The 18273-nt window shown below is 58.3% G+C and carries 17 protein-coding genes; 14 read left to right on the top strand and 3 right to left on the bottom strand.

What is annotated here, in order from left to right:
* Window positions 1–4 precede the first annotated feature (4 nt).
* On the top strand, window positions 5–208 hold the full coding sequence (locus AARI_RS19530) for a hypothetical protein (RefSeq protein ID WP_157867066.1): 204 nt from the start codon (window positions 5–7) through the stop codon (window positions 206–208).
* 17 nt (window positions 209–225) lie between these two features.
* Entirely contained in the window at window positions 226–1431 is a 1206-nt protein-coding gene (locus tag AARI_RS02125; RefSeq protein ID WP_013347733.1) for a hypothetical protein, read from the top strand.
* A gap of 68 nt (window positions 1432–1499) precedes the next feature.
* Here AARI_RS02125 and AARI_RS02120 read toward each other — a convergent pair whose 3' ends face one another.
* Window positions 1500–2120, bottom strand: coding sequence for a malonic semialdehyde reductase (locus AARI_RS02120; protein ID WP_013347732.1), 621 nt, complete (start codon window positions 2118–2120; stop codon window positions 1500–1502).
* A gap of 353 nt (window positions 2121–2473) precedes the next feature.
* Window positions 2474–3646: a sensor histidine kinase gene (locus tag AARI_RS02115; protein WP_013347731.1), complete on the bottom strand. Its 1173-nt coding sequence runs from the start codon at window positions 3644–3646 to the stop codon at window positions 2474–2476.
* Between the two features lie 328 nt (window positions 3647–3974).
* Between AARI_RS02115 and AARI_RS02105 the strand changes: the two genes are divergently transcribed.
* The 7 genes from AARI_RS02105 (at window position 3975) to AARI_RS02075 (ending at window position 10575) form a co-directional block, all read left to right on the top strand.
* Window positions 3975–4649 (top strand): response regulator, encoded by a 675-nt coding sequence (locus AARI_RS02105; protein WP_013347729.1) that lies wholly within the window; start codon window positions 3975–3977, stop codon window positions 4647–4649.
* Between the two features lie 129 nt (window positions 4650–4778).
* Window positions 4779–7337, top strand: a complete 2559-nt coding sequence (locus AARI_RS02100) for an ATP-dependent Clp protease ATP-binding subunit (protein ID WP_013347728.1) — start codon at window positions 4779–4781, stop codon at window positions 7335–7337.
* Window positions 7338–7508: 171 nt separating this feature from the next.
* On the top strand, window positions 7509–8006 hold the full coding sequence (locus AARI_RS02095; RefSeq protein ID WP_013347727.1) for a GNAT family N-acetyltransferase: 498 nt from the start codon (window positions 7509–7511) through the stop codon (window positions 8004–8006).
* 102 nt (window positions 8007–8108) lie between these two features.
* Window positions 8109–8450 carry a VOC family protein gene (locus AARI_RS02090; protein WP_157867065.1) on the top strand — a complete coding sequence of 114 codons (342 nt, stop codon included), beginning with the start codon at window positions 8109–8111 and terminating at the stop codon, window positions 8448–8450.
* A 29-nt stretch (window positions 8451–8479) separates the two neighbouring features.
* On the top strand, window positions 8480–8899 hold the full coding sequence (locus AARI_RS02085) for a GNAT family N-acetyltransferase (protein ID WP_013347725.1): 420 nt from the start codon (window positions 8480–8482) through the stop codon (window positions 8897–8899).
* A gap of 167 nt (window positions 8900–9066) precedes the next feature.
* Entirely contained in the window at window positions 9067–9858 is a 792-nt protein-coding gene (locus AARI_RS02080; RefSeq protein WP_102598663.1) for a hypothetical protein, read from the top strand.
* Between the two features lie 54 nt (window positions 9859–9912).
* A complete protein-coding gene (locus AARI_RS02075; protein ID WP_013347723.1) occupies window positions 9913–10575 on the top strand; it encodes an alpha/beta hydrolase family protein in 663 nt (220 codons plus the stop codon).
* 10 nt (window positions 10576–10585) lie between these two features.
* On the opposite strand, the gene AARI_RS02070 is transcribed toward AARI_RS02075, so the two are convergent.
* Complete coding sequence (locus AARI_RS02070; RefSeq protein ID WP_013347722.1) at window positions 10586–12049, bottom strand: helix-turn-helix transcriptional regulator; 1464 nt, start codon at window positions 12047–12049, stop codon at window positions 10586–10588.
* 236 nt (window positions 12050–12285) lie between these two features.
* Here AARI_RS02070 and AARI_RS02065 point away from each other — a divergent pair, with 236 nt between their 5' ends.
* The 5 genes from AARI_RS02065 (at window position 12286) to AARI_RS02045 (ending at window position 18272) form a co-directional block, all read left to right on the top strand.
* Window positions 12286–12906, top strand: coding sequence for an AAA family ATPase (locus AARI_RS02065; RefSeq protein WP_013347720.1), 621 nt, complete (start codon window positions 12286–12288; stop codon window positions 12904–12906).
* A gap of 9 nt (window positions 12907–12915) precedes the next feature.
* Window positions 12916–13518, top strand: coding sequence for a HutD family protein (locus AARI_RS02060; RefSeq protein ID WP_013347719.1), 603 nt, complete (start codon window positions 12916–12918; stop codon window positions 13516–13518).
* Window positions 13519–14044: 526 nt separating this feature from the next.
* On the top strand, window positions 14045–15358 hold the full coding sequence (gene aceA, locus AARI_RS02055) for an isocitrate lyase (RefSeq protein ID WP_013347718.1): 1314 nt from the start codon (window positions 14045–14047) through the stop codon (window positions 15356–15358).
* 80 nt (window positions 15359–15438) lie between these two features.
* Window positions 15439–17076 carry a malate synthase A gene (gene aceB / locus AARI_RS02050; protein WP_013347717.1) on the top strand — a complete coding sequence of 546 codons (1638 nt, stop codon included), beginning with the start codon at window positions 15439–15441 and terminating at the stop codon, window positions 17074–17076.
* Between the two features lie 131 nt (window positions 17077–17207).
* Complete coding sequence (locus AARI_RS02045) at window positions 17208–18272, top strand: alpha/beta hydrolase (protein ID WP_013347716.1); 1065 nt, start codon at window positions 17208–17210, stop codon at window positions 18270–18272.
* The last annotated feature ends 1 nt before the right edge of the window (window position 18273 follow it).

Here is an 18273-nt window from a genome sequence, read left to right as displayed (position 1 = left end):
CACGGTGAGCGTCACCACACCACCGGAACTTTTGTGTTTTCTGCAGAAAATATCCAATCCCACCGAACTTCCAACAGATACTTTGAGATACATGGGAACTTTCCCCATAGGTGGCGTCACTATTCTTGGAAGCTATCAACCCGATATGCGCGTCCTGCGTAAACTGGAAGGAAGCGAATTGCCAAACCCAGCGATCAGTCATTTCTAAGGAACTGCCTCACTCATATGGCCTCACGTAAACCAGCCAAGAAGAAGCCAGCCCAGGGCCACCCAGCCCGCCGTTCAGGCGCCAGTAACGTGCCCTTCGAATCCGAAGTACGCCAAGCTCTTCAGCCTTTCAAGTCCTCGCTTTTCCGCCATTTCCACGAAGAAGGACAAGCAGCCAGCGAGACCCGCGCAGCACTTGAGGGACTGACTACTTTGCTGACGGTACATGCCCAGCTGCGCAAGAGCGTTGACGTCAAAACCTTGGACCCCAGCATTTTGGGCGAACAGCTTGGCCACCTGACTTCACTGGGTAAAGAGGTTTCGGAAGCCAGCGCCGCGATCCTCAAGCATTACTTGACTTTCCTGGGGACCACCGCCAATTTCGGCGGCAGCGTAGATGACTTCAAGCAGACCTTCGAATTCCTCTCGCGTATGGCCGGAGATTCACCCATCGTCGCGCCGTACCTCGAAGATGAAGAGGCCAATGGCATCTTGGAATCGATGCCATTCGTTTTCGCCGCTCGCGAATTGATCAGCTGGGTTGGCGACGGAAAGCCAACTACCCCGGCTGGCGTTCTGACCGGCGCAACGTTGCAAGACGCTGCCGGCGCACTCGGACTATTCGTCAAGGTAGATGAATCCGCGGAGGTTCCACAGGAGTCTGAGTGGGAGCCAGAAGACGGTACGGTCGTTCCTTCCTTGGCAGATATCCCCCGTCTCTCGGCTTACTGGGATGCGCTGATTGGCACGGCCATGCTGCGCTACCAGGCACCGAATGCGACCCCAACCGAGTCGCTCAGTGATGCCTTGCTGGCTTCCAGCGGCCAAGGAGCACGCTTGGTCAAGGAATTGATCGCGGAGGTTCTCTACTCGCACATTCTGATTAATACTCTTCAGAAGCCAGGCAAGGCACAGATTGCCGAGATGGTTGCCGGGGTATTGAGCAATGCAGCATCTTCGACTCCTCCACGTACCGAGTTTGCACTGCAGGTTCCTAGCGAGGATGATCTGCCTGCAGAACAGCATCACCTGATTGCCAGTCTTGAAGAGGTGGTCCCTCAGGTTGAATCGCTGCTACGCGTCTTTGAACGCGAAGGCCTTGTCGAGATCAACGAAGAAATCACCGTCCCGGTCGCACTGCGCTCCTCGCTGGAGCGTGCGCTGACCAAGGTTTCGGATCACGTCCTGAACGATTCCCAGCAAGACAGCGACGCCGACGCTTAACGCTTCAAAAACGCCATGAGCGCGAGAACTATTAAAGTTATCGCGCTCATGGCGTTTTTGCTGATGGATTAGACGCTGCGTGTGGCCAAAGATGCATCGTGCCGTGGCAGGCGATCATGCCACGCGTTCTCCCCTGGCTTGCCAACATTCACGATCAAGAATGATTTGTGGTTGTTCTCAGCATTAATCGCTGCGTCAACGACGGTGCTGTCGAAGCCGCCCATCGGGCCAGCTGCCAGACCGGCGGCACGCACACCCATGATGAAGTACCCCGCCTGTAGCCACGCGTTATTGTTGCCAACCGCGGTGCGCATCGCGAGGTCCTGGAACATTTCCTTGCGTTCCGGTGCATGAGGGAAGAAATTCTCGAACTCTTCATGCCATTCGGTGTCGAAAGACAGAACGGCCAGAGCCGGGGCCGAAAGAGCCTTCTCAGCGTTGCGGCCGGCCATGGATCCTGCGATGGCCTGACGCGCCTGCTCACTCTTAATCCAGGTGATGCGCAGCGGCTGGTTATTCATCATCGTCGGACCCATCTTCGTTGCTTCGTAGATGGCATCGAGCACTTCGTCAGAAACCGGTTCATCGCTGAATGAGTTCGCACTACGAGCATCGAAGAACAGCTGGTCCGCAGCATCCTGAGGAATTGTCAACGACTCATAGTGATTGGTTTCTACCTGGATGCTCATGCTCGCTCGCTTTCAAGACGGGAAATTCTCTCTCTAGGCTCAACGCCCCGCCATTCAAGCTCATTCCGACCCCAGGCGCGAGACAGCTCTCAGTAGAGTCAGTGGAAGTTAAGTTATAAAAGGTACGTTGCATTGCTGACGGACAACGGCGTGCGATGGGGGCACAGCGCCGATGAAAGATCAGTCCGTTCTCACTAATGCAACGTACCTTTTAATCACCTTTGGGATCCTTCGTGATGCCACTCGCAAAACACCACCAAGTACCTTCCTTGGTGATCGGTCTTCACCGATACATGTCTAACTTATCCTGTCCTGCGAAAATCCGAAATCATACTTTAGTAGGAGGGCAAGGGCTAGAGCGGGATGCTTGCCCGCAGCTTCCAAATCCCATCTTCGGCGTTAGTTGCAAACTTTCCACCAAACGCACTCATCCTGTCGCCCATGCCAATCAGGCCCGTGCCGCCACTTGGAAGGTCACCGGACTTCTTCCTTGAATTACTCATCTGATTAGCAATTTCAAGAATTGCCTCCGAGCCGCTCACTATGAGATTGAAGGTGCAGGTTCCACCAGTCAGACCATGCTTTATCACATTTGTTGTACCTTCTTGCATGACTCGATAAATCGCGGTCTGCGCAGAACGAGGCAAGTCAGAAATTTTTTCGTCCGTGGCGGAGGTCACCTTGAAATTAGCATCTCTAAGACGCTGGACGAACAGTTCAGCCCCTTGCAGTGCATAAACAGTCGTGGCGGCTGGTTTATCAACATTCTGCGTCAGGGAGTCCGCCATGGTCCCGTCAGCACGAAGGACATTGAGCATCAGGCGGAGGTCATGCAAGGTCTCGGTACTCAACTTGGCGATGACATCGAGGGCTTCAAGGGCCTTTTGGCCGTCGTTAGCGAATTTCGCAGCTTTCGACTGCATGGCCACAACAGTAATGTCATGCGCGACGATATCGTGCAGGTCCCGTGCGATGTTCTTGCGCTCCCGGTCGACCGCAAGGCGCGTCTGCTCCCTGACTGCTTGCATTTGATGCACGGCAACAGCATTCTTCTCGCGCAGCAAGTAAATATTCCTCGTGAGGAAAAAGGCCATTGCCGCCAATGGGGCAAGCGCCACGAGCAAGACCGCATCTTTTCCTGACTGAATACCGAATTGCACCATCCAGGCTGCAGACAAGGTCAGAAACAAGGCCCTAACACTTAATGCCCTGGCCGTCGCCGCCAGGGACGAGAATATCATGAACGAAACGATAGTCCAGAAAAACAGGGAGCTATCGGTGAGGAAGAAATAGGCAACAGCCACGAACAATCCGATGGATACTGCAGGCCATCGCAGGCCCAGCGCAAGGATCACGCAGAGCCCCAACCCCAGCAACGCGCCTCGAACCGAGACGTCGGACGAACCGCTGAACCCTTCTTCCAACAGGGTCACGAACTCACTACTGGAGACTGCAACCAGAACAGTAATACCGGTCCAAACAATGACACCCCGACCAGCGAAGAGCTTGGTCAGGGTGCCATTCACTCGTCCATTCATATGCCGAATAATCCCCCGGCGCTGATGATCAAGTCAAATACACTGCTTTATGGGCAGCCGACGCCATAGCGATTGCAGATCCATTCCGAGAAAGCAGATCCAAAACCAGCCGGCGTCGCCACGGCGCCGCTGCTCTGAGCGGATGAGGTCGCAGCAGATGCTGGAGCTGCCACAGCGGTCAATGGTGCCAGTACTAATGCGGCTACTGCCAGCATTTTCAAACCCTTCATAACAAACCCCAGTTCAGATCAACTTATATACTTTCAGGTGAGCGGGCCGATCGTTGGCCTATAAGGCATCGAAACAAAGGAATCAGATGGAAAAAATAAAGGTCCTTATTGTCGATGATGAACCTCTAATTCGGCACGCGTTGGGCACAATCCTAGCAACAGCTCACGGAATTGCAATGGTTAATTCTGTAGAAAATGGCCAGGCCGCAGTCGACTATTGCAAGGACAATCATGTGGACGTTGTTCTCATGGATTTACAGATGCCAATCATGGACGGAGTTAGTGCAACCAAGATAATCAAATCCGTACAAGACAGCCCTTCGGTCCTTGCTATTACTGCTTTTTCTTCTGATGAATATTTGGTCCCGGTATTAACCGCGGGAGCCAGTGGATATCTGGTGAAGGACTCTGAACCAGACGAAATTATTCGTGCTATCCATGCCGTCCACCAGGGAACCGCGGCCATTTCGCCGTCAGTCTCTTCCGATTTAGTTTCTGCTGTTCGTGAAGCGTATCGGGATAATTCTGGAGATATTCAGGAACTCGTATACGACTTGGGAATCACTAATCGTGAATTTGAGATTCTAAAGCTACTAGCCAAGGGGCTTAATAACCCGGAGATTTCCAAAACGTTGGCCATTTCAGAGACAACGGTTAAAACGCATATGGCGAAGATCTTCGTAAAGCTGGATGTTCGCGACCGAGTCCAAGCACTGGTCGCAGCTACGCGCATGGGACTTATTGAAATCCCAAGGGACTAGCCATCGAATCCCACCCCACCTGTGAAGTCAGCCTCTTCCACACCTCAGCGCGCATGATGCGGGAATAATTGCGCGCCATATGCGTTGAACATGAGCATAGACCGCTCAAGTTTCTACAAGGAGGCTCACTTGCCAGCATTTTTCGGCGCACCGTCAGATGGCTCGTTCGAGGAATTCCTCTCTCGGTTCCTCTCTGCTCGGGCCCAGGCAGCACGTCCCATCGACATTACCCGCCTGCTTTCGGCTCGAACCCACGAAGCCGTAGCCACCGCGGCCGCAATCTCCCATGAGCACGGCCATGACGAGATTGATTCCCTGCACCTACTCATGGCACTGTTGCGCACCGAACCAATCGGCGAACACCTCGGTGCCATGGGCGTGGACATCGATGCTCTAGGTGCAGACGCCATCGCTCGCATGCCCAAGTCCCAGGAAAAGGCAGAGAAGCCAACCCGCCTTTCCTCTTCTGCCCAGCGCAGCCTCTTCGACGCATACCAAGTGGCACGAAACTATGGCTCGACCTATATCGACCCGGATCACCTCTTCCTTGCGTTTGTCTTCAACCCGGAGTCGCCGGTCAGCCAGTTGCTCGCGCAACACGGTATTACCGGCCAGTCCCTGCAGCAAGCTGCCATGGAGCAGGCTCAGCGGGCCCAAAATGGCGGGCAGGAACAGGGCTCGGAGGAGTCAGATGTTTCCATGCTCGAACGCTACGGAACTGATTTGACCGCGCTTGCCGCTGATGGGCAGATCGATCCGGTCATCGGCCGTGACGACGAGCTGGACCAGGTTGTCGAAATCCTGGCCCGCCGCACCAAGAACAATCCGGTACTGATCGGCGAGGCCGGCGTAGGCAAGACAGCCATCGCCGAAGGCCTGGCCCGCGCCATCGTGGATGACCAGGTCCCGGAACAGATCCGCGGATCCCGCCTGATCTCCATCGACCTCCCGGGCATGCTGGCCGGAACGCGCTACCGCGGTGACTTTGAACAGCGCCTGACCGGGCTGCTGGAGGAAATCGCAGACGCAGAGGGCCAAGTCCTGGTGTTCATCGACGAAATGCACCTGCTGGTTGGCGCCGGCTCCGGAGAATCCGGAAATATGGATGCCGCTAACATCCTCAAGCCGCGCTTGGCTCGTGGAGAGCTGCACCTGATCGGCGCCACCACGCTGGATGAATTCCGCAAGGTGGAGAAGGACAGCGCTCTGGCCCGCCGCTTCGGCAAGGTCACCGTTGCCGAACCGTCCGAGGAAGTCAGCTTGGCCATCTTGGAAGGCCTGCGTGAATCCTACGAAGACCACCACCAGGTGCAGTACACCCCTGCGGCTCTGAAGGCCGCGGTGGCACTCTCGGCCCGATACCTCACCGACCGTCAGCTGCCCGACAAGGCGATCGACCTGATCGACATTGCTGGTGCACGGCGCTCGATTGCCGCTGGCGATACCGAAGACGTGCAGTCCCTGCGTGCGGAGCTGGTGGATGCTGAACGCGAGAAGTCCCGGGCCATCGGGGAAGAACGCTATGAGGATGCCAGCGCCTGGCGCGACCACATCACCGAGCTGACTGCCCGGATCACGGCCGCCGAGGAAGCCGGCGACGCGGGAATCACCCGCGTGGTGGATGAAGCCCAGATCTCCGAGGTCATCTCCCGCTCCACCGGCATCCCGACCTCGCGGATCACCGGAGATGACAAGACCCGGCTGGCTTCGCTGGAAGAGTCCTTGCATGCCTCGGTGATCGGCCAGAAGGACGCGGTGTCTGCCGTGGCCCGCGCGGTACGCCGCAACCGCACCGGCATGTCCCCTGCCGGCCGCCCGATCGGCTCGTTCCTCTTCCTGGGTCCTACCGGTGTCGGCAAGACCGAGCTGGCCAAGGCCCTGGCCACCAACCTGTTCGGTTCAGCCGACTCGCTGCTTCGCGTCGACATGAGCGAATACGGAGAAAAGCACACGGTCGCACGCCTGATCGGTGCCCCTCCGGGATACATCGGCCACGATGAGCCCGGCCAGCTGACCGAGAAGGTTCGCCGCAACCCGTACTCGGTGATCCTGCTTGATGAAATCGAGAAGGCGCACCCGGATGTCTTCAACGTGCTGCTGCAGGTACTCGATGACGGCCGGTTGACCGACTCGGCCGGACGCACCGTGGACTTCTCCAACACGCTGATTCTGATGACCAGCAACCTCGGCGGCGAATATTTGGCGAATAAGGCCGGAAACTTCGGTTTCACCTCCACCAACGCCACCAGCGAGGCCCACGAGGTCCGCGCCAAGGTCATGGGCAAGGTACGCGAGTTCATGCGTCCCGAGTTCCTGAACCGTTTGGATGAGGTACTGCTCTTCTCCAAGCTCTCGCAGTCCGAGATTAGCCAGATCGTCAAATTGGTCATCGCTGAAACCGAGGCCCGGTTGAATGATCAGGAACTGCAGCTGGAAATCAGCGACGCTGCCGTGCAGTTCCTGGCCAGCGAAGGATACGATCCCGAGTTCGGTGCCCGCCCGCTGCGCCGTTTGGTGCAGCGCAAGGTGCAAGATGCCATCGCCGATCTGCTGATCGATGATTCGCTGGCTGCCGGCGACACCGTTTTGGTGGACTACGCCGCTAACAAGCTGAGCGTGCAGAAGAAGGCCGAAATGCCGACTCCGCCTGCGCACAGCGAGCAGGTGCCGAGCTACTTCGGCAACTGATCCAGAAGAACTGGGAAACGGGCTTGCCCGGCTTGGACTGCCGTCCGGGCCGGGCAAGCCCGTTTTTTGCACCTATTGAGCCTCCGGCGAGCGCGATGGTAGGTTGTTGCCATGTTCCGTTCATAGCGCTTCTTGCTTTCCCTTTTTCGAAGAACCATGAACGGAATTGCCATGCCTTCAGACCTTTTGCAGGCTCACCTGCAGCACACTGCCATCTCCTCCCCCGAGTGCTCCTACGCCCAGCTTCTCCCGCTGGATCCTGCCCGCGCACTGGATCTGGCGGACGCCTACTTCACCGCTTATCCGCCCGGTATGGCCGCAGCTTCACGTGCCGAGGCACGCGAAGAAATGGCATCCACTTTCACCCAGGAATACGGCAAGGTCCTGGAAAACGCATCATTCATGGCCGTGCGAAAAGGGAAAGCGGTAGGCGCAATCATGGTGGTTGCTGAATCAATCTGGGAGGAACAGCTCTCCGGCCCGTTCATCATCGATCTGTTTACCGCACCTGCGCACCAGGGCCATCAGCTGGGCCGGTCGTTGATCGCCGCTGCGATGCTCGCCTGCAAAGAGCAGGGTGCGCGTACGCTGAGCCTGCGCGTCGGTGAGGGGACCTCGCCCGCGGCCCACCGCCTCTATGCACAGGCCGGCTTCCTCCCGATTCCCTAGGTTCGCCTCGTGATCCGTCCATCCCTGTCGGCCGCATTTTGCCGGTGACCTCTAGCTAAGCCTGAGAACTCCCGGTAGCTTTGGTGCATGGCTCAAATCGGCATGATTACCCTCGATACAGTTGACGAGCAATCCGCGGCCGCATGGTGGCGCGCGGTGCTGGGCGGAAAGTACGCGGGACAGTACCCGGGGTTCACCATGATCCGCGTTCCCGGATTCAGCGCGATGCTGGGTTTCCAGAAGGTGCCGGAAGTGACCGCAGGAAAGAATCGGGTCCATCTGGATTTGTCGGCCACCAGCGATCGTGCCCGGGAAGTCGAGATCTTCGTCAAGGCCGGTGCCACCCGGCTCGAAGAGCACTGCGATGATCCAGACTTCGGGTGGAGCGTGCTGCGCGATCCCTACGGTATTGTCTTCTGCATTTCCGACCCGCATGATCAATAGCCCTCACTTGTTTTGCAAAAGGAACGCATTTGGAACTGTCCACCACCAAGCTCCCGCCTGGAGAACAGATCCTTTCGCTGTATGACTCCGTTGGATGGAGCGCGTACACCGATGATCCAGAAGTGCTGATCCAGGCATTGTCGAACTCCACCTTCGCCGTTTACGCCTACGACCAACAGCAACAGCTCGCTGGGCTGATCCGCGTCATCTCTGATAACGCAACCATCTGCTACGTTCAGGACATCTTGGTCCGCCCCTCCGCACAGCGCAGCGGGATCGGCCGTGCCCTGTTCGATGCCGTGCTGCAAAAATTCCAGCACGTGCGCCAGCTGGTGCTGATCACCGATGACATGCCGCAGCAGCGGGCTTTCTACGAGTCGATGGGGCTGACCGAAGGAGCAGAATTCGAGCATGGCGTGATCCGGGTCTTCGCCAGATTCGCGCAGTAGCCCCAAACCGTCACTTCACCTGTATAGACTGGCCGTTCATGACAAGTTAGGGAGTTCTCTTGCGCGTTCGGTCGGTCCTTGCCATCTGTGCACTTATTGTGTTCCTTGCCGGCTGTTCCGCAGCCGGATCTTCGCACAATCCATCCACGCCGACGCCCACCAAATCCATGAGTGCGGCAGCTGCCTCCTCCACGCTGGCTGAAGAAGCTGCGACCCCTGCCGCGCCGGAGAGCTCCCCGGTTGTTGCCTCGCCGAGTTCCGGCCAAGCATGGGCCGATTCGAAGATTGAAATGTGGAAAGAGAACTCTGGCATCAAATCGACCAAGGGATTCTTGTACCCCTACAACTTGATGACTTCGTGGGAATCGCCGGAGCCCGGTGCCCTCAACATCTACTTGGACAACAGCATGGAGTTCGGCGTTCAATCACCTGAGCCTCACCAAACCCGTGAAGATGAGCTGCGCCTCATGGGTCGAATCATGTTTGAAAGCGTGGGCGAAGCCTCCCCGGAGCTGGAATCGGTGACGTTCTCCACTGAGGATGGGAAGAATTCGGGAACCTATTCCCGAGCCAGGACCGGGGCTGATCCCAAGGACCGCGAAGCCTGGGCGGATGAGAAATACACGCAGTGGATTACGGCCATGAACGATACCTACGAATCATTCTGCGGCGCCGAGATCACCAAGCTGGAGATCTACCGCAGCTGCATACCCGATGACCCCCACGCCTACATCTCGAAGGTCCATTCACCGGCATTCGGGGAACTGGTGGTCACTATCGACGACGGCCCCTGGATGGACGGGACCTACGATATGCCTGCCTCCAGCTTTGTCTCCTCGAACATGATGATCAAGATCAACAGCAAGGCAGCAACCGGCGAAAAAGTCCAGAAGCTCAAGGTCGTTGCCCGGGACGGGGAAGACGTGGATGTCGCACTGCGCAAAGACTGGGAAATGTAGTACTTCTCCTGTCATGGGCAGCCCCCGGCCCTTCGGCCCCCTAGGCTGGAAAGCATGACCCAAGAACTTTCCATTCCATTCGAAGAGCTGGAACTCAGCGCCCTCTGGGACCCCGCCGAAAACGCGAAAGCCGTAGTGGTGCTCGCCCACGGTTCGGGCGCCGGCAAGGACCATGAATTCATGGCCGGTTTTGCGCTGGCCCTGGCAAATCTCGACGCCAGCGTCCTGCGCTTTAATTTTCCGTATATGGATGCTGGAAAGAAGTTCCCGGACAAGGCGCCCACAGCCATAGCCGTGTGGCGCCAAGTCCGCGACTGGGTTGAAGAAAACATGGCTGAAGGCCTGCCGATCTTCGCTGCAGGAAAATCCTTCGGCGGGCGCATGGCTTCGCTAGCCGTTGCCGAGGGCATGCCCGCGCAAGGGCTGATCTTCTTGGGCTACCCGTTGCATGCGCCTAAGAAGGAAGAGAAGCTGCGCGATGAGCACCTGTATCCACTGGATCTGCCGATGCTCTTCCTGGAAGGTACCCGCGATCCTTTTGCCACCCCCGAAAAGATGGAAGAAGTTGCCAGCAAGCTGAACCAGCACAGCGAACTTTCCTGGTTTGAAGGCGGCAACCACTCATTCAAGGTGGCCCGCTCAGGACGCAGCGCTGCCCAGGATGGCGCGTGGCTGGCTGATGCGGCTACCGCCTTTATTGCCAAGCACACCGACTAGCTCTGCGGCTCTAGCCCATCTGCTTTTGCAAGAAGCGGTAGACCTCGGTTTCGTCAACGCCAGGGAACGCACCAGTTGGCATGGCCGCCAACAGGTGGGTATTGGCGCGCATAGCTGGCCACGCATTACCAAACCACTGGTTGGACAGGTCAGCCGGTGGACGGCGGCAGCAATTCTCATCTGGGCAGGTGGACTGGCAACGCTCCTTGGTGTCGCGCCCGCGGAACCACTTCACGTGTTCGAAGGGCACCCCGATGGACAATGAATACAGCCCCGAGGAATGGCGTTCGGTACGCGCCGTGCACCAGAAGGTCCCGTTAACGGTATCGGTGTACTGCTCGAAGGAGCGGAACTTATCCATCTGCTCGAAGACGACACGGCTGGTCCAATACCGGCAGATGCTCTGGCCCTCAATGGCACCGGTATGGTCGGCAGGAAAGTTCACCCGATCGTTCTCATAGGCCTTGTGCAAGATGCCTGATTCATGGACCTTCTGGAAGTGGCAAGTCATTCCCAAATGCTCGGTGGCTAGATTGGTGAACCGGTGAGCCGCCGATTCATAGGACACAGCGAATGCATCGCGCAAATCCTCGACGGCCAGTTCACGGTTGTTCTTGGCGCGCTGCAGGTATTCCACGGTAGATTTTTCGGGCATCATCAACGCCGCGGCGAAGTAGTTCGTCGCCACTCGCTGCGAGAGGAAATCAAAATAATCGGTTGGGGTCTTATGCCCCAGCACATGATGCCCCAGCGCCTGCAATAACACTGATCGCGGGTCGTGTTCCGAGCGGTTCGCCTGCGTGAGATAGATGCGCTTGTTCTTCTGATCAGTGACCGAACGCGTGGAATGCGGAAGATTCCCCACGAAGCGCAGGCTGAACCCCAGATGCTCGGCGATGTCCGCTGCACGGTGATGCGAGAGCGGTCCCGAATCGTGGCCAACAGCCGTGAGGACCTTGGTGGCTTCCTGCTCAATGTCCTTGTAGTAGTTGTTGCGTTGGCGCATCTCATGGCGCAACGCTGTGTTGGCCCGACGTGCTTCCTCAGGGGTAGCGGCCTGCTCATTGAGGCGGCGTTCCAATTCATGCTGAAGTCCCACCAAGGATTCCAGAACGTCCATCGGCAACCGTGTTCCCACACGAACGGTAGGCAACCCCAAGGACTCGTACAGCGGACCGCGTTGGGCGCGTTCCAGCTCAATTTCCAAAGCGGCGCGACGCGAAGGCGGTTCAGTGCCCAGCAGGTCATCGACTCCCACGCCCAAGGCCCCGGCCAAGGACTTGAGCAGCGATAGCTTTGGTTCGCGCTTGCCATTTTCGATCAACGACAGCTGGCTCGGCGCGGTATCAACCAGCGTCGAGACATCATCCAAGGTCAGTTGCTTGCTCTTGCGCAGAAAACGGATTCTCCGCCCCAGAGCAATGGCATCAAGTTCTGTATCCTCGCTGCCAGCGCCGTTGCCGGAAAAATTCACTGAGCGATTCCATGTGGTTGCAGTCACACGACAAGGCTACGCCAAGAATCAGGAAAATTTCTAGATCTTCATCTTCAAATCAGCCAGTCCGCCGTTTTTCAAAGCTTCAGAGTCAAATAATTCCGATTCTTCGCTGTTCTCTCGCTGCGCTTCTCCCATCAAACGCACAGCGACCGAGCGGAATCTTCACCGCAACCCATACGTTGAAAGGACAACGACCTTAAAGAAGGAGCACCATGCACGCAATTTCCACCCGCCCGCTACCGGCCACAAGCCATGGCCACGATCCACCCCAGACTTTGGTAATCCTCGGCCCAGATGGTGCAGGCAAAAGTACCCTCATCGAAGCCCTGACACGGCAACTGCTCAACGAACGCATTCGCGCGCGAAGGCTTGCCAATGCCGCCGCCCGCAGCTGGCTTACCAAATTTTGCCGCAGATCGGGAATCACGTTCCCGACTTTCACCCAAGATTTTTTCGAAACTTCCATCCGTGGCTTCAACGTTGCACGCAACATGGTTTCCGCTGCCCACTCTGGCGGGCTCAGCGTGATGGACCGGCACCTGTACTGCCAATTGGTGCTTCGGCGCTTGCGCGGCCATCCATCGGGACTACTCCTGCCCTGGTTGGCGGCCAAAAGTACCGAGTGCGCGCGAATTATCCTTCTAGATATTGATCCGCACCTTGCCTATGAGCGAATCGTTTCTCGGGGCAAGGACCACGAAACTCTGGAGTATCTCAGCGAAAGCCGAGATGAATACCTTCGCCTGGCGCAACTGCACGGCTGGATAATCCTCGATGCCTCCCTGTCCACCTCCCTGCTAGTGGAACAACTTCGCCTGGTCATCGGCAAGTAGACTCTTACTATGAGCGAAGCACAGGCATCTTTTGCACCAGGTTCCATTTTCGAATTGGCGCAGAGCACCAAGAAGCAGTGGGAGCTGGGACAGGTCCGGCTCATTGCCAGCGGCGTTCTCGCGCAAGATGGTACGTTGCAGCCTAGCGAACCCCGCGAAGCCACCTGGCAGCTTTCAATTCGCTCCATCGAGAAGGCCGCAAGTTTCACTCCGGCACCTTCGGCCCAAGTCTTCACCCTGATCGCCGGTGACTTCGTGCAGCTGGATGTCGACGGGCAGCAGCACGGTTTGGAACCTCTGCGTCCGCTGAAATTTGAAACCGCAAATCCTGTCGAGGCGAGCCAGCCCACCGAGGAACTGCTCATCGTGCACGTAGCTGCCACTCCACAGCAGGTACGGCCCACCGTTCGCATTGTCGAGCTGTCCAAAAAGCGCGAACAGCATCTCTTTGATGGACAGCTAGGCGTATTGGTCCAAGGCTCCGCCAAGCTCTTACTCGGCGAGAATGAGCAGTCGCTGAATCTGCGCGACACCGTCGTTGGTTCCGACGCCGACGACCCCCGCATCACAGGCCGCGGCTTCATGGCCGTGGTTTCTTTCGACCTCCCCTAGCCCGTCGCAGCTCAATCAGCTGATTTCGCAAGATCCGTAAATCTTCGCGCCCAAAATCAGCTCCAATGAACACCATCAGCCATTGGCCGCAACGGATTTTCACATCCGCCTGGCACCGCCCGCTAATCCCCCAGACTCGGAAACTTCACGTTTTCCACTGGGTCCATACCGGCACAAATGGCGCATGCGGACTTGACTTCCTCCAAGAAAAGCCAACCCACTAGCCATTCAGGGATTATCACAGAATCCCTGAATGGCCATATTCCTTGCTCACCCCGGCGACAAGACTGGTAAGTTTCATTCTTCTTCTCAGGGATTTCGGCTAATTTCAACGTTTTTCGATGCTTTGACTCACTTTTGCCGCAAGAAGTGCAAAATTTCCGCTTCTGCGAAGAAGTGCAAATCTTAATCCTTGAAAACTCTGTTGAACCCCTTGCACCTGCGGAAAAGTAGTTGTCACGAAGAAGTTCACAAGATCACCAACCGATCAGCATGAACCCGCAGCTTGTGCGAAGGAGCCAAGGCAATGACTACCGAGAACACCAACGAAACCTCGATCGACAACCGCATCGCAGCCATCGAGACCGACTGGGAAAACAACCCTCGCTGGAACAGCGTAACTCGCGATTACACTGCTGCCGACGTCGTGAAGCTGCAGGGCCGGGTCCAGGAAGAGCACACCCTGGCCAAGCGCGGATCCGAGAAGCTGTGGAAGCAGCTCACCGAGGAAACCCCGACCGGCGGCTACACCAACGCACTGGGCGCCCTGACCGGCAACCAGGCAGTCCAGCAGGTCAAGGCCGGACTGCGAGCCATCTACCTTTCAGGCTGGCAGGTTGCAGCAGATGCCAACCTCTCAGGCCAGACCTACCCGGATCAGTCGCTCTACCCGGCCAACTCGGTTCCGCAGGTCGTGCGCCGCATCAACAACGCACTGCAGCGTGCCGACCAGATCGAGTTCTCCGAAGGCATCCACAGCGTCGAGGACTGGATGGTCCCCATCGTCGCTGACGCAGAAGCCGGCTTCGGCGGCCCGCTGAACGCGTACGAGCTGATGAAGTCCATGATCACCGCCGGCGCTTCGGGTGTCCACTGGGAAGACCAGCTGGCCAGCGAGAAGAAGTGCGGCCACCTCGGTGGCAAGGTGCTGATTCCGACCCAGCAGCACATCCGCACCCTGAACGCGGCCCGCCTGGCCGCCGACGTGGCAGGCACCCCTTCGGTGGTCATCGCCCGCACCGACGCCGAGGCAGCCACCCTGATCACCTCGGATGTCGATGAACGAGATCAGCAGTTCATCACCGGCGAGCGCACCCCCGAAGGCTTCTACAAGGTCCGCAACGGCATCGAGCCATGCATCGCCCGCGCAAAGGCCTACGCCCCGTATTCGGATCTGATCTGGATGGAAACCGGCACCCCGGACCTGGAACTGGCCCGCAAGTTCGCCGAAGCGGTCAAGAAGGACTTCCCTGACCAGATGCTCTCCTACAACTGCTCGCCATCGTTCAACTGGAAGAAGCACTTGGATGATGCCACCATCGCCAAGTTCCAACGCGAACTGGGCGCCATGGGCTTCAGCTTCCAGTTCATCACCCTGGCCGGCTTCCACGCATTGAACCACTCGATGTTCGATCTGGCCCAGGGCTACGCGAAGGACGGCATGAGCGCCTACGTCGAATTGCAGGAACGCGAATTCGCGTCCGAAGCTGCCGGCTACACCGCCACAAAGCACCAGCGCGAAGTCGGCACCGGCTACTTCGACGCAATCTCCACGGCGTTGAACCCGAACGCCTCCACCCTGGCTTTGGTGGGATCCACCGAAGAAGGCCAATTCCATTAGACCCTGACGGGTCGATGGTGCCAGCCGGCAACGGCGCTGGCTGGCACCAACACCACTTTCAAGTTTTTAAGGACGCTGCCATGAACTCCCCAATCACCCTGAACAACATCACCATTACCGCTACCCCCGTTCGCTACCAGGAGCAAATCCTGACCAGCGAAGCCCTGGACTTCCTTTCGGCTCTGCACACCGCGTTTGAACCGCGCCGCGCCGAATTGATGCAGCGCCGCCAGGTCAACCGGGCCCGCATTGCCAATGGACGCGATCCGAAGTTCTTGGACGAGACCCGGGCAATTCGCGAAGATGATTCATGGCAGGTCGCTCCGATCGCTCCGGGGCTGGAAGATCGCCGCGTGGAAATCACCGGTCCGATCGAACGCAAGATGGCGATCAACGCGCTGAACTCCGGCGCCAAGGTGTGGCTGGCTGACATGGAGGATGCTTCCTCGCCGTCCTGGCAGAACGTCATCAAGAACCAGGTGAACCTGATCCGCATCCTGGACAAGGAACTGGACTTCACCGCACCCGATGGCCGCGAATACAAGCTGAACAGCTACGAGCTGACCGAGCTTCCTACCATCGTGGTCCGTCCCCGCGGCTGGCACCTGCCAGAGAAGCACCTGCTGGTAGCCGGCACCCCGATGTCCGGGGCACTGGTGGACTTCGGACTGCACTTCTTCCACAACGCCAAGCGCCTGCTGGCAGCCGGCCGCGGTCCGTACTACTACCTGCCGAAGCTGGAGAACCACCTGGAAGCACGGCTGTGGAACGAGGTCTTCAACATGGCCCAGGACCTGCTGGATATCGAACGCGGAACCATTCGCGCGACCGTGCTGATCGAGACCATCACCGCTGCTTTCGAGATGGAAGAGATCCTGTACGAGCTGCGCGAGCACTCCTCGGGCTTGAATGCAGGTCGCTGGGACTACATCTTCTCGATCATCAAGAACTTCCGTTCCCGCGGCCCGCGATTCGTCTTCCCGGATCGCGACACCGTGACCATGACCGCTCCGTTCATGCGGGCTTACACCGAGCAGCTGGTGCGGGCTTGCCACCGACGCGGCGCATCGGCCATCGGCGGCATGAGCGCTTTCGTTCCCAACCGGAAGGACGCTTCGATCAACGAGATTGCCTTCGGCAAGGTCCGCGAGGACAAGGCCCGCGAAGCCGCTGACGGGTTCGACGGTTCATGGGTGGCCCACCCGGACCTGGTTTCGGTGGCCCGCGAGGTCTACGACGAAGTGCTCGGCGAGAACCCGAACCAGCTGCAGCGCACCCGTGAAGATGTTCAGGTGTCCGGCCCGGCCCTGCTGAACGTTGAAAGCGTCACCGGCAAGATCACCGAACGCGGCATCCGCGACAATATCGACATCGGCATCCGTTACATCGAGTCCTGGCTGCGCGGCAATGGAGCTGTGGCGCTGCGCAACCTGATGGAAGATGCTGCTACCGCTGAGATCTCCCGTTCGCAGCTGTGGCAGTGGATCCACCAGTCGGCCATCACCGATGAGGGCGAGATCATCACCCGCCGCTGGGTGCAGGAGCTGACCGAAGAGACCATGGATAACCTGGAGCGTTTCGAAGGCGATCGCTTCGAGGAAGCCGTGGAGATCTTCGAAGCGTGCGCACTGCGCGATGACTTCCCGACCTTCCTGACCAAGAACGCCTACCTGCGCTACCTGGATGCGCCGGCACGCACCTTGGAAATGGCAGGCTAGGTGGTAAAGACCCGGCCGGCAGAAAACAGTCGTCCCTGAACGCCGGCCACGAGAAACGGCATTCGCCAGTTGGCAACCATTCCAACTGGAGGATGCCGTTTTTTGTGCCCGGAAATGGATACCCTATAGTCATGGCCTTCCAGTTCAAGAACCCGGCCGAAGATCTTTGGCAGCCCGACCTGCTCGGCGAGCAGTTCTCGCAGCGTCCGCTGCCGATGTCCGACGGGTCCACCGCGACGCTGATCCGGCACCGCGCACGCAAATCGCTGCGCCTGCCACCGCCTTTGCGCGGCATCGCGGTGCTCTACGTGCATGGCTGGTCGGACTACTTCTTCCAAAAAGAGCTCGCTGAATTCCTCACCGATGCCGGAGCCGATTTCTACGCCCTGGACCTGCGCCACTACGGTCGGAACCTGCCGGTGGACCGGGCAACCGGAATCGCCGAGCTCAGCAGCCCCGGGTTCACCACCGATCTGGAGGAGTACTTCGAGGAATTCGACGCGGCCCACCGCATCATTTCCAGCGCGCACCCGGGCACCCGCTTTGTCCTGCTCGCCCATTCCACCGGAGGGTTGAGCGCTTCGCTGTACGCGGCAGCCGACCCGCAGAAAGTTGATGCGCTGGCATTGAACAGCCCTTGGCTGGAATTCCAGGCCAGCGAAATCGGGCGCACGGCCTTGGCCCGGATCATGCAGGTGGCCAGCACCCGCAACCCGCACCGCTTCTTGCCCAGCGTGGATCCCGGGTTCTATACCCGTACGGTCTCCAGCCAGTTTTCCGGCGAGTGGGATTACGATCTGGGTTGGCGTCCGGTCAACGGCTTCAAGCTCACCGCCGGGTTCATTTCCGCGGTCTTCAATGCGCAGGCCAAGGTGAAGAAGGGGCTGGACTTGCAGATGCCTACCCTGGTGATGCTCTCGGCAGAAGACTATTTGCTGCCGCGCTGGAACGATTCCGCCACCCGTGCCGATGTGGCATTGAATGTCCAGGCCGTGGCCCAGCGGAGCATCGACTTGGGCCGGGAATTGCATCTGGTGCGCCTTCCCGGCGCGCTGCACGATGTGTTCCTCTCCTCGCCGAAGATCCGTTCCAAGGCCTATATGGCCTTGGGCTCCTGGCTTGCGGTGGTCAAGAACAGGCAGCGCGATTCGCAGCTGGCTTCCAGTGTGCGCCGGATCGTGCCCGCAAGCAGCTAAT

It is taken from the genome of Glutamicibacter arilaitensis Re117 (assembly GCF_000197735.1).
Classification (GTDB): domain Bacteria; phylum Actinomycetota; class Actinomycetes; order Actinomycetales; family Micrococcaceae; genus Glutamicibacter; species Glutamicibacter arilaitensis.
The sequence above is the reverse complement of the archived record's forward strand: the minus strand, read 5'-3'. Positions and strand labels throughout refer to the sequence as shown.